Consider the following 11861-nt stretch of genomic DNA (forward strand, 5'->3'; position numbering starts at 1 on the left):
CCGAGCCCCTGGACGCGGATCATCTGAACGACTTGCAGCTTGAAGCTCGCGTCAAAGACTCTTCGGGTTGATTTCGTCACGTTTACTGTCCAACTGATTTTCACCCATCGGAGTGTGCGAATTCATTAGACCAGGACAGAACCCACCGGCGCGCTGGATTCGCACAGCGGCACCGAGGTGATGGTCTTGCTGCACGAACTGGCCGACGCGGGCCACACCGTGATTCTGATCACCCACGACCGCTCCGTGGCCGCACAGGCCCGCCGGGTGATTGAAATCCGCGACGGGCAGATCGTGGGCGATTCCGGCCGTGCGGTAGAATTTCAAGCAAAATCGGCCTCTAGCGTAGGTACTGCTTACACTAGTAGCTATCAAAACAGTAGTATTTCCCCTAGGGCTGTGCTGTGGGCCGAGCTGCGCGATGCCCTGCGTGCCGCCTGGCGCGTCATGGCCGTGAACCGTTTTCGCACGGCGCTGACCCTGCTGGGCATCGTGATCGGCGTGGCCTCGGTCATCGTCATGCTGGCGGTGGGTACCGGCTCGCAGCAGAAGGTGATGGCCGATATGGCGACCTTCGGGGCCAAGGCGATGTACGTCTCGGCCATGCAGGGCAGCAGCCGCGACCAGGCGGCCCCGCTGACCCTGGCCGACACCGACACCGACGCCATCCGCCAGCTACCGAACATCCAGACCGTGGCGCCCTACATCGAGGGCCGCCTGGTGGTGCGGCGCGGCAACATCGACCACCAGACCGAGGTGGGCGGTGCCACCACCGATCTCTCCGAGGCGCTGAGCTGGCCGCTGGCCGAGGGCGTGTGGTTTGACGCGGCCGACGATCTGCGCCTGGCTAAGGTCGCCATCCTGGGCCAGTCGGTACGTAAAGTGCTGTTTGCCGACGGCAGCAATCCGCTGGGGCAAGACATCCTGGTCGAGGGCGTGCCGTTTCAGGTCATCGGCGTGCTGGCCGCCAAAGGCGGGGGCGGCGGCGATGAAGACGTGAACGAGCGCGTGGTGGTGCCGTTTGCCTCTGCCAGCGCCCGGCTGTACGGCCATCCGCACCCGGGCTGGATCTCGGTGCTGATCCGCGATATGGCGCAGGCCAGTGCTACCGGCGACGCGATTTTGGCCGCACTGGCCCAGAGCCGCCGCGCCAAAGACGTGCGCCTGTGGAACCAGGCCGAATCCATCCGCGTGCAGGGCGAAACCGAGCGCACCATGGCCCTGATGCTGGGCCTGATCGCTGCTATCTCGCTGGTGGTGGGCGGCATTGGCGTGATGAATGTGATGCTGATGACGGTGCGTGAACGCACCCGCGAAATTGGCATTCGCATGGCCACCGGTGCCCGCCAGCGCGACATCTTGCGCCAGTTTTTGACCGAGGCGGTGCTGGTCACCGTGGTGGGTGGGGCCATTGGCGTGCTGGTAGGGCTGGCGCTGGGAGGCGTATTGAGGGTATTTGGCGTGCCGGTGGTCTTCTCGCTCACGGCCATCGTCGGCGCGTTCGGCTGCGCCGTGGCTACCGGCGTTATTTTTGGTTTTATGCCCGCACAGCGGGCCGCCGGGCTGGACCCGGTGGTGGCCCTGGCTTCTGAATGAAAACGTTTTTGACATCCTGGTGTTTCTGTCTGGCGCTGGCAGGCTGCGCCGCCATCGCACCGGAGCCAGCCCCCGAGCCGGTGGCCCAGGCCGATGCCGACGGCTGGTGGCACGGCTTTGGCAGCCCGGAACTGGCCCCGCTCGTCGCCCAGGCCCAGGCGCAGAGCCAAAACACCGCCGCCGCCGTGGCCCGCGTGCGCCAGGCCCAGGCCAGCAGCCGCATCGCCGGGGCCACCCTGTGGCCGCAAGTGAACGGCAACCTCAGCGCCAGCCGGGCCACCGGCAATCCGGATGCAGACGGCAGCCTGCTGGGCGTGGGTCTGTCGGCCAGCTATGAAATCGACTTCTGGGGCCGCAACCAGGCCGGGCAGGATGCCGCGCGGGCCAGCGTGCGGGCCAGTCAGTTCGACCGCGACACCGTGCGCCTGACCCTTACCGCCCGCGTTGCCAGCACCTGGCTGCAGGTGCTGGGCCTGCGCGAACAGCAAACCTTGGCCGACCAGCAATTGGCGACAGCCCAGCGCTTGCTGCAACTGGTAGAGGCCCGAGCCCGTGCCGGTGCGGCATCCCTGCTGGACCTGGCCCAGCAGCGGGGTTTGGTGGCGGCCCAGCGGCGTAGCGTGGCCGCGCTGGCCCAGCAGCAGGCGGACAGCCTGGCCACGCTGGCCGTGCTGTTGGGGCAAGCGCAGATGCCGACCATCACCGGTGTGTGGGCCGATGTGCGGGTGCCCAGCGTGGTCGCGGGCCTGCCGTCCGAGCTGCTGGCCCGCCGCCCTGATATCGCCCGTGCCGAGGCGCAACTGACCGCTGCCGATGCCCAGGTGGCCGTGGCCCGGGCCGCCATGCTGCCCAGCGTGGTGCTGGCGGCCGACATCGCCAGCAGCGGCCCGCGCCTGCACAGCCTGTTCGATAACCCGCTCTACACCCTGGCCGCAGGCTTGGCGGGGCCGGTGTTTGATGCCGACCGCCGCGCCGCCGGGTATGCCCTGGCCCAGGCCCAGCGCGACGAGCTGCTGGCCCACTACCGCGCTGCCATCCTGGCCGCGTGGAGCGATGCCCGCGTGGCGCTGAACGCGCTGGCCGGGCTGGACGCGCAGCGCGCCGCCCAGGCCGAAGCCCTGGCCCAGGCCCGGCGGGCCCTGCAACTGGCCGAGTCGCGCCACCGTGCCGGGGCCGACACCCTGCTGGCCCTGTTGGAAGTCCAGCGCACACTGGCGCAGGCCCAGGACGGAGCGGTGCAATTGAAGCTGGCGCACCTGCAAGCAGCCGTGGCGGTGTACCGGGCATTCGGTGGGAGCTGGGCAGAAATTGCTTCCTCCGTATAATTGTCAACTTTCGAGGAGCGCTGCAACCTTGGGTTTAACCAGATTTAAACCAAAGTGTGAGGCTCGGAATCCGTATCCTTTGATAACGGCGCTCACCCACTGCCAGCAGGGTGAGTTGAGTTTTTCCCATCTTCTGTGCAGTGGCCATACCAACGTTTACAACCTGTTGTGGAGCCACCATGAACGCAGTTCTCAAATCTATTCCCGTCTCGACCCCTGACCAAGCCATTGCCGACCTGTCCCTGGCAGGCTGGGGCCAGCGCGAAATCCGCATTGCCGAAACCGAAATGCCCGGCCTGATGGCCATCCGCGAAGAATTCGCCGCGGCCCAGCCGCTGAAGGGCGCGCGCATCACCGGTTCGCTGCACATGACGATCCAGACCGCTGTGCTGATCGAAACCCTGCAAGCCCTGGGTGCGCAAGTGCGCTGGGCTTCGTGCAACATCTTCTCTACGCAAGACCATGCCGCTGCCGCCATCGCCGCGGCCGGTACGCCGGTGTTCGCCATCAAGGGCGAGACCCTGGCCGACTACTGGGACTACACCCACCGCATTTTTGACTTCGGCGCCAAGGGCACCCCTGGCGAAGGCCCGAACATGATTCTGGACGACGGCGGCGATGCCACGCTGCTGATGCACCTGGGCCAGCGCGCTGAAAAAGACGCCTCGCTGATCGCTAACCCCACCAGCGAAGAAGAAACCCTGCTGTATGCGGCCATCAAGGCCAAGTTGGCTGTGGACCCCACCTGGTACACCCGCAAGGCGGCAGAGATCATCGGCGTGACCGAAGAAACCACCACCGGCGTGCACCGCCTGAACGAAATGTCGGCCAAGGGCACGTTGCTGTTCCGCGCCATCAACGTCAATGACTCGGTGACCAAGAGCAAGTTCGACAACCTGTACGGCTGCCGCGAATCCCTGGTGGACGGCATCAAGCGCGCCACCGACGTGATGATTGCGGGCAAGGTCGCCGTCGTCGCAGGCTACGGCGACGTGGGCAAGGGCTCGGCCCAGGCCCTGCGCGCGCTGTCGGCACAAGTGTGGGTGACCGAGATCGACCCGATCAACGCCCTGCAAGCCGCGATGGAAGGCTACCGCGTAGTCACCATGAACTACGCCTGCGAACACGCCGACATCTTCGTGACGACCACCGGTAACAAGAGCGTCATCACCCACGACCACATGCTGCGCATGAAGGACCAGGCCATCGTCTGCAACATCGGCCACTTCGACAACGAAATTGAAGTCGCGGCGATCGAGCAGTACGAGTGGGAAGAGATCAAGCCCCAGGTGGACCACATCACCTTCCCCAGCGGCAAAAAAATCATCCTGCTGGCCAAGGGCCGCCTTGTGAATCTGGGTTGCGGTACCGGCCACCCCAGCTTCGTGATGTCGGCCAGCTTTGCCAACCAGATCATCGCCCAGATCGAGCTGTTCACCCGTACCGACGCGTACGAAAACGGCAAGGTCTACGTGCTGCCCAAGCACCTGGACGAAAAAGTCGCCCGCCTGCACCTGAAGAAGGTTGGCGCGATGCTGACCGAGCTGACGGACGAGCAAGCCGCGTACATCGGCGTGAGCAAAGCCGGTCCGTACAAAGTCGAAACCTACCGCTACTAAAGCGCCTGCTCCCCCGCACCGGGGGAGTTTTTTATCCCTTACCTTCCGGAGCCCGATGCGCGCTGACCAATTACTTGTAGAACGCGGCATGGCCGCATCCCGCTCCCAGGCCGTGCGCCTGATCACCGGGGGGATGCGCTGGTTTGACGGCATCAAATGGCGGACGGTGGTCAAAAACAAGGACGACATCCCCGAAGACGCGCCGCTGGAGCTGCTCAACGATGCCGAGGCGCGCTACGTTTCGCGCGGCGGGCTCAAGCTGGAAGCTGCGCTGAAGCACACCGGCCTGGATGTGACCGACCTGTATGTGCTCGACGTAGGCCAAAGCACCGGTGGTTTCACCGACTGCCTGCTGCAAGCGGGTGTGGCCCAGGTGACCGGTGTGGACGTGGGCCATGCCCAGCTGCACCCCAAGCTGCGCGTCGATGCCCGGGTGCTGTGCGTGGAAGGCATGAACGCCCGCTCGCTCACCCCCGAATCCCTGCAAGAAGCCTGCGAGCTGGTCTTGTCCGAGCACTGGGTGCCGCCCACCGTGGACGACCCCGAGCCTGAGGCTCCTTACGGCTGGATGCGCGGCGGCGGTGAAGTCACCGACTACGACGACAGCGACGACGCAGACGATGCCGAGATCGAGGCCCACATCGCCCAGGCTACCGGCAAAGTCAACGCGCGGCCTTTGGAGTCGTCAGAACCCGCAGCCGATGCCGCCCCCAAGCGCCACCGCCGCAAGGCCGGGTTGGATGGGGTGGACACCACGCCCGAGTTCGATCTGGTCACGGGCGACGTGTCCTTCATCTCGCTTACCCACATCCTGCCCGCGCTGGTACCCCTGATGCCACCCGAAGGCCAGTTGCTGATGCTGGTCAAGCCCCAGTTTGAATTGCAGCCCGGCCAGGTCGGCAAGGGCGGTATCGTGCGCGACCCCGCCCTGTATGCCGTGGTGGAGGCGCGCCTGCGCCAATGCTGCGCCGAAGTAGAGCTGGAAGTGCTGGACTGGTTTGACAGCGTGCTCGAAGGCGGCGACGGCAACCGTGAATTCTTCATTTATGCGAAAAAGGTGGCATGAGCCATGGCTAAGAATATTCCCTTGAGTCTGGAGTTTTTTCCTCCTAAAACCCCTGAAGGCGCGGCCAAGCTGCGCACCGTGCGCCAGGCCCTGTACGCGCTGAAGCCTGAGTTCTGCTCGGTCACTTTTGGTGCCGGCGGTTCCACGCAAGAAGGCACTTTTTCCACCGTGGCCGAGATCCTGGCCGAGGGCGTTTCGGCCGCCAGCCATTTCTCGTGTGTGGGTGCGACCAAGGCCACGGTGCGGGCGCAGCTGGCCACTTTGCGCTCTATGGGCGTGAAGCGCCTGGTGGCCCTGCGCGGTGACTTGCCCAGCGGCTACGGCGCGGGCGGTGAATTCCACTACGCCAGCGACCTGGTGGCCTTCATCCGCGCCGAGACCGGCGATGCCTTCCACATCGAGGTGGCCTGCTACCCCGAAGTACACCCCCAGGCCAAATCGGCCGATGCCGACCTGAACGCCTTCGCCATCAAAGTCCACGCCGGGGCCAATTCGGCCATGACGCAGTACTTCTACAACGCCGACGCTTACTTCCGCCTGGTGGACGATGCCCGCAAGCTCGGCGTGACCATCCCCGTGGTCCCCGGCATCATGCCCATCGCCAGCTCGTCGCAGCTCATGCGCTTCAGCGATGCCTGCGGTGCCGAAATCCCCCGCTGGGTCCGTCTGCGCCTGCAAGGCTTCGGCGACGACACCGCCAGCATCAAGGCCTTCGGCCTGGAAGTGGTCACCGACCTGTGCGGACGCTTGATCGCCGGTGGCGCACCCAGCCTGCACTTCTATACCATGAACCAGAGTGTGGCGACGCTGGAGATTTGCAAGCGGTTGGGGCTACCGGGCTAATTGACTGGAAATTGCTGCCGAAACGCCTCACAAAACTGCGGCGTGCCGGTCAGTGACAGGGTAAACGTTTGCCGAGTCTGCCCGGCAACAATTTCAACCTGCTGCTGCACCTGAAAGTCCCATTCCCCGCCCTCGTCCAACGGGGCCTGCAGACCGGGGAATGCGGCTTGGGCCCAGCCCAGCACCTGCTGGATTTCGGCCTGTACCGCAGCCACCTGGGCGGCGGAGACGGAGGCCATGGCTTCCAGGGATGCGCAGCCGTGCTCGTCTTCGCTGGTGTCGAAGTCGAGGTAATCCATGGGCTTGCGACTACTGTGCGACGCTGGGTTTGGCGGTGCGCACGCCGTTTTTGGCGATCAGTTCGATGTAGAACGCTGCTGCACCCGCAGCCGCCACGTCGTCGATCAGCTTGGTGATGGTGGCAAAGTGCACCACCACCGCGGTCTCGGCGCTGGTGCCGAAGCGGCAATCCCAGTCCCAGTAGTCCACGCCTTCGGGCAGCGCCACGCGTAGCTGGCGTTTGACGTATTTGCGGATGTCGTTTTTGGTGGCTTCAACCACGCGGTCGCGGTGCTTGCCTTCGATATTCAGGGGGAATGTTTTTTTCACAGAATGCCTTTGTGAAGCCGATGCCGCCCTGGTTGGACGGCCCTCGGCAGGCTCTCGATTATGGGGCTTGGGAGAAGTTCTCTCGGTGATGCTATTAAATAAATAGCTATTAGCGCAGGTGATATATGCGCCAGAGGCCTATTTTTTATAAATTTCTACGGGCGTGTCACGGCATCGCCGGGCGCGTAGTCGGCGGCTTTCAAAGGGCTGTGGGCGGTGATGAAGCCGCGCAGCACGTCGGCATCAACAAAGCCGGTGTTGGTGTAGCTGGGGTGGGCTAGCAGCTTGGGGTAGCCGTCGCCGCCAACGGCCTGGAAGTTGTTGATGGCCATGCGGTAGGTCTGCGTGGGGGCGATGGACACGCCGCGGATGCTGGCGCTGCTGACTTGGCCGTTGGCGATAACCAGCTGAATGCCTGCAAATTGCGGGAATGCGCCAGAGCCCGCGGTCATTTTGGCGGTGGCGTTCAGGTAGTCCATCACCTCGGCCCCGGTGAAATCGACGGTGGCAATGGTGTTGCCAAAGGGTTGGACCTTGAGCACGTCCTTGTAGGTCAGTGGGCCTGCGGGCAGGGAGTCGCGCACGCCACCGGCGTTGACCACGGCGAAATCGGCCCGGGTTTTTTCCAGCATCGACTGGCCCACCAGCACGCCCATGGCGGCGGGCTGGGCGCGGATGATGCTGCGGTCGCCTTCGATGCGGGCATCGCTGCTGCCCACGGTAATGCCGAGCTTTTCCTGACCGATGTTCTGGTACGGCGTGAGCACGGCCAGCATGGCGGGGTCTTCGGCGATCTCGCTGGTGTAGTAGGCCTTGGCGGGCTTGCCGTCTGCACCCTGCACCGTCTTTTTGAGGTTGATGGGGATTAGTGCGTAGTGCACCAGCTTGAATTCGCCGTGGCGGTAGCTGAAGTCGGCGCGGCCCACGTATTTGCCCCATTCGTGGGCCTGCACGATCCAGGTGCCGTTTTGCCGGTCCGGCGCGCAGGGGGCGCCGGGCACATAGGCCGCATCGCGCACGTTCTCGGCCAGCATGCAGACCGGATTTTGCGAGTGGCCGCCGACCACCAGGTCGATGCCGTTGACGGCGCGGGCCATCTCCACATCGCCTTCGGCCTGGCTGCCGTGCTGGCCGTTGGGGTAGTGGCCCATGTGGGTGGCGGCAATGACCACGTCGGCTTGGGCGCGCAGCGCGGGCACGAGCTGGCGGGCCTCGGCAACCACGCTGCGGAATTCAACGTCTTTGACGTTGTCGGGCAGCACCATCTTGAAGGTGTCTTCGGTGGTCAAGCCCATGACGCCCACGCGGACGCCGCCCACGTTGAAGATTTTGTAGGGCGCAAACAGGCGCTGGCCGTGGTCGTAAATGTTGGCCGACAGCATGGGGAAGCGTGCCAGGCTGCGCTGCATCTCCAGCACCGCGCGGGGTTTGTCGAACTCGTGGTTGCCGACGGCCATGGCATCGAAACGCAGCAGGTTCATGCCCTGGAAGTCGGGCACGGCATCTTGCAGGTCGGATTCGGGCACGCCGGTGTTGATGTCGCCGCCACTCAGCAGCAGCACATAGCCGCCCTGGGCTGCGACTTCGGCCCGCACTTGGTCCACCACCGTCTTTTGCGCCGCCAGGCCGTATTCGCCATCGCTGTTCCTCCAGAACCGACCGTGGTGGTCGTTGGTGTGCAGGATGGTGATGCGGGTGGTTTTGTCTTTCTCTGGCCTGGTAGCGGCACAACCCGCCAGCGCTGCGAGCAGGAGGGCGGCGGCAAGGCGGGTGAAGTGCACGGATGCGCTCGCTTGCTAGGTGGGGCGGGGACCGCGCAACTCGGCCATGCGTTCGTCAAAGTATTTTTGCACGGTGTAGCGGTCAGACAGCACCACATCGCGGCGGGGGTGCAAAAACAGCGGCAGCGACACGCGTGACTTGAAGCGGCCTTCACCCATGGGGTTGAGCACGCGGTGGGTGGTGGACGGGTAGTAGTGGCCCGAGGCTTCTTGCAGCATGTCACCGATGTTGACGATCAGCAGGCCGAAGTCGCAGGGCACGTCGTACCAGGCACCATCTTTGCCCAGCACCTGCAGGCCGGGTTCGGTGGCGGCGGGCAGGATGGTCAGCAGGTTGATGTCGCCGTGCGCAGCAGCGCGCACGCTGCCGGGCTCCTCGTTGCCACGCAGGGGCGGGTAGTGCAGCACGCGCAGCAGGGTCTGGTCGCAGCCCTCGATCATCTTCGGCAGAGGCTCGGTGTAGCGGGCACGCACTTCGGGCGGCGAGTTGTCTTCCACCCACTTGAGCAGCTCGGCGGCCAGGGCGCTGCCTTGCTGGTAGTAGCGGTGCGCAGCATCCGACACCTCTTCGGGATACCGGCCCCAGGGGTAGATGTGGAAGAACTCCTTGAGGTCGCGCTTGTCATTGCCCTTGGCGGTTTCGGACACGGAGGGCGAGAAGTAGCCGTCGAATTGGACCGGGTCGTGCGGGTAGCGGTGCTTGGCATCGCTGCCAAAGAAGGCCAGCCATTCGGCATAGATGCCGTCCACCAGGTGCTGGTCTAGCGGGTGGTGGGACAGCACGCCAAAGCCGGTCTCATGCAGGCTTTTGCAAAAGTCTTGCGCGGCGGTGGCGCTGAGGTAGTTGACGACGGGGAATTGCATGGTCGTTTCCTTTAATCAATGCAAGGCTGTAACTACCCACCACCCAACATTCGGCCAGAACGCACGTTCACCAGAAACACCGCAGAACTGGCTCCGCCAGGCTGCTGGTGTTGCCCCTTGCATGTCGTATTGGCTTTTCAAGCCCATACGAGGGCGGTTGGCGAAAGATGCGTAGCACTGCAGCCTGGGGGTGAGTCATAAACTACTTGGGCAGCCAGTCGGACATCAGCATTTCTTCCAGCACGGCGTTGCAGGCCTCGGCCTGCACCTGCATGCAGACCTGGGTGGCCGGCGTGTCGGCCCAACCGGCCTGGGGGTGGAAGATGTCCTTGCGTTTCATCATGGTCTGGCCGTTGGCAATGCCCTCGGTGGCCACGCGGATGCCGCCGGACTCGATGGTGAATAGCTCGGGGTTTACCAGGTAGATGAAGGCCAACACGTCGTGCCCAAAGCAGCCGTGGATTTTGGCCACATGCGGGTAAATGCCGCTGTAGAAGTCGGCGTAGAAGCTGACCGCGTGGTGCAGCACGTCGGTGGCGATGTGCTTTTGGTGGTCGGCGATTTTCTTGAACAGCGCCAGCGGCAGGATCACGCGGTGCGTCACGTCCAGGCCGACCATGGTCAGCTTCCAGCCTGCGCTGAATACGTGGTCGGCTGCGTGCGGGTCGTTCCACACATTGGCCTCGGCCACGGGGGAGACGTTGCCGGGCTCGGTCACGGTGCCGGCCATCAGGATCACTTCTTTCAGCAGCTTGGGCAGGGTGGGCTCCAGCTTTAGCGCCAGGCTCAGGTTGCCCAGTGGGCCCACCGCTACCAGAGTGATTTCACCCGGGTGGGCGCGGGCCATGTCGACGATGAACTGGGCGCTGGAGCGCGGGTCGAGCTGGTTGGTGGTGGCCACGCGCGAGGGCAGGTTGCCCAGGCCGTCGGCACCGTGGATGAAGGCCGGGGGCGCTTCGCCGGGCTTGACCCAGGGGGTGGCCACGCCTTTGGTCACGGGCACGGTTTTTCCTGCGATGGCGGTGAGGTACAGGGCATTGGTGGCGGCCTGCTCTACCGTGACATTGCCGAAGGTGGTGGTGATGCCGACCACGTCGATGGCCGGATGGGCCAGCGCAAAATACAGGGCCATCGCGTCGTCCACGCCAGGGTCGGTGTCAAAAATAACTTTGGTGGGAGAGGTCATAGCAGTTCGGTTCAAAAGGGTAAAAGAGCAGTTTAGGCGGTGAATCCGCAAAATTCTCGCAAGGCGACATCGGCTCCCGCGGGCATTCCGGCTGCGACGAGGGCCTGCACTTCGGCGTGGGTAGGGATACTGGTCTGCGCACCCGGGCGGGTACAGGCCAGGGCACCGGCGGCGCTGCCGTACTGCATCGCCAGCGCCAGCGGATGGCCTTGGGACAGGGCGGCGGTGAGGGCACCGCAGAAGCTGTCGCCCGCTGCGGTGGTGTCCACCGGCGTGACGGGGTAGGCGGCCTGTAGCAGGATCTGGCCGTTGAGCCGCGCGCAGCAGCCGCGGTGGCCCAGGGTGACAACCACGCAGGCGGTGCTCAGCCGGGCCAGACATTCGGCAATGCTGCCGCTGTGTTGGGCTACGCTGGCCAGTTCGCCTTCGTTGACCACCAGCACATCCACCGCGGCCAGCAGGTCGGCGGGGAGCACCTGGGCGGGGGCGGCGTTGAGCACCACCTGCACGCCCTGAGTGCGGGCGGCCTGGGCGTAGGCGGTCACAGTGTCCAGCGGGGTTTCCAGTTGCAGCAGCAGGTGGCTAAAGCCCGCCAGCGGCGGCAGATGCGCGGCTTGCAGGCTGGCGTTGGCACCCGGGGCCACGGTGATGGCGTTTTCGGCATCGTCAGACACGCAGATAAAGGCCGTGCCGGTAGGCTGGTCGGGGCTGCGCACCACGTGCTGCACCACGCCTGCTTGCGTGAGAGAGTCCTCCAGCGGCTGTGCATAGGCATCTGCCCCCAACGCCAGCAGCATGTGGGTGGCCGCGCCTCCCGCACGGGCGCAGGCGATAGCCTGGTTGGCCCCTTTGCCGCCGGGAAAGGTTTGAAACGCGCGGCCCAGCACGGTTTCACCCGGTGCGGGGATGTGGGTGGCGCGCACTACGAAATCAAGATTGGCCGAGCCAGCAACAAAAATCATGGGAAAACCA

Annotated in this window: 11 protein-coding genes and 1 riboswitch; of the genes, 5 read left to right on the top strand and 6 right to left on the bottom strand. The window is 64.6% G+C overall.

What is annotated here, in order from left to right; translation table 11 throughout:
- Positions 1–180 precede the first annotated feature (180 nt).
- The 5 genes from Q0T48_RS20610 (at position 181) to metF (ending at position 6449) form a co-directional block, all read left to right on the top strand.
- Positions 181–1596, top strand: coding sequence for an ABC transporter permease (locus tag Q0T48_RS20610; RefSeq protein WP_295960533.1), 1416 nt, complete (start codon positions 181–183; stop codon positions 1594–1596).
- Between the two features lie 8 nt (positions 1597–1604).
- Positions 1605–2921 (top strand): efflux transporter outer membrane subunit, encoded by a 1317-nt coding sequence (locus tag Q0T48_RS20615; RefSeq protein WP_295960535.1) that lies wholly within the window; start codon positions 1605–1607, stop codon positions 2919–2921.
- Between the two features lie 6 nt (positions 2922–2927).
- A riboswitch (S-adenosyl-L-homocysteine riboswitch) is annotated at positions 2928–3022 on the top strand.
- Between the two features lie 78 nt (positions 3023–3100).
- Entirely contained in the window at positions 3101–4540 is a 1440-nt protein-coding gene (gene ahcY, locus Q0T48_RS20620; protein WP_295960538.1) for an adenosylhomocysteinase, read from the top strand.
- A 55-nt stretch (positions 4541–4595) separates the two neighbouring features.
- Positions 4596–5606, top strand: a complete 1011-nt coding sequence (locus Q0T48_RS20625; protein ID WP_295960541.1) for a TlyA family RNA methyltransferase — start codon at positions 4596–4598, stop codon at positions 5604–5606.
- Positions 5607–5609: 3 nt separating this feature from the next.
- Positions 5610–6449 carry a methylenetetrahydrofolate reductase [NAD(P)H] gene (gene metF / locus Q0T48_RS20630; protein WP_295960544.1) on the top strand — a complete coding sequence of 280 codons (840 nt, stop codon included), beginning with the start codon at positions 5610–5612 and terminating at the stop codon, positions 6447–6449.
- On the opposite strand, the gene Q0T48_RS20635 is transcribed toward metF, so the two are convergent.
- The 6 genes from Q0T48_RS20635 to Q0T48_RS20660 form a co-directional block, all read right to left on the bottom strand.
- The gene (locus tag Q0T48_RS20635; protein ID WP_295960547.1) at positions 6446–6748 is read right to left on the bottom strand and encodes a hypothetical protein; all 303 of its coding nucleotides are present in this window, start codon (positions 6746–6748) and stop codon (positions 6446–6448) included. The genes metF and Q0T48_RS20635 overlap by 4 nt on opposite strands.
- A 10-nt stretch (positions 6749–6758) precedes the next feature.
- Positions 6759–7058, bottom strand: a complete 300-nt coding sequence (locus Q0T48_RS20640; RefSeq protein ID WP_295960550.1) for a DUF6172 family protein — start codon at positions 7056–7058, stop codon at positions 6759–6761.
- Positions 7059–7213: 155 nt separating this feature from the next.
- Complete coding sequence (gene ushA, locus Q0T48_RS20645) at positions 7214–8839, bottom strand: bifunctional UDP-sugar hydrolase/5'-nucleotidase UshA (protein ID WP_295960552.1); 1626 nt, start codon at positions 8837–8839, stop codon at positions 7214–7216.
- Positions 8840–8854: 15 nt separating this feature from the next.
- A complete protein-coding gene (locus Q0T48_RS20650; RefSeq protein ID WP_295960555.1) occupies positions 8855–9703 on the bottom strand; it encodes a 2OG-Fe(II) oxygenase family protein in 849 nt (282 codons plus the stop codon).
- A 202-nt stretch (positions 9704–9905) separates the two neighbouring features.
- Entirely contained in the window at positions 9906–10889 is a 984-nt protein-coding gene (locus Q0T48_RS20655; RefSeq protein WP_295960560.1) for a nucleoside hydrolase, read from the bottom strand.
- Positions 10890–10921: 32 nt separating this feature from the next.
- Positions 10922–11851, bottom strand: a complete 930-nt coding sequence (locus Q0T48_RS20660) for a ribokinase (protein WP_295960563.1) — start codon at positions 11849–11851, stop codon at positions 10922–10924.
- Between the last annotated feature and the right edge of the window lie 10 nt (positions 11852–11861).

Source organism: Rhodoferax sp. (assembly GCF_025354435.1).
Lineage (GTDB): Bacteria > Pseudomonadota > Gammaproteobacteria > Burkholderiales > Burkholderiaceae_C > Rhodoferax_B.

Coding starts and splice junctions, on each gene's coding strand:
- Q0T48_RS20610 (WP_295960533.1), top strand. CDS start 181: ATGGTCTTGCTGCACGAACTGGCCGACGCGGGCCACACCGTGATTCTG.
- ahcY (WP_295960538.1), top strand. CDS start 3,101: ATGAACGCAGTTCTCAAATCTATTCCCGTCTCGACCCCTGACCAAGCC.
- Q0T48_RS20625 (WP_295960541.1), top strand. CDS start 4,596: ATGCGCGCTGACCAATTACTTGTAGAACGCGGCATGGCCGCATCCCGC.
- metF (WP_295960544.1), top strand. CDS start 5,610: ATGGCTAAGAATATTCCCTTGAGTCTGGAGTTTTTTCCTCCTAAAACC.
- Q0T48_RS20635 (WP_295960547.1), bottom strand. CDS start 6,748: ATGGATTACCTCGACTTCGACACCAGCGAAGACGAGCACGGCTGCGCA.
- Q0T48_RS20650 (WP_295960555.1), bottom strand. CDS start 9,703: ATGCAATTCCCCGTCGTCAACTACCTCAGCGCCACCGCCGCGCAAGAC.
- Q0T48_RS20655 (WP_295960560.1), bottom strand. CDS start 10,889: ATGACCTCTCCCACCAAAGTTATTTTTGACACCGACCCTGGCGTGGAC.
- Q0T48_RS20660 (WP_295960563.1), bottom strand. CDS start 11,851: ATGATTTTTGTTGCTGGCTCGGCCAATCTTGATTTCGTAGTGCGCGCC.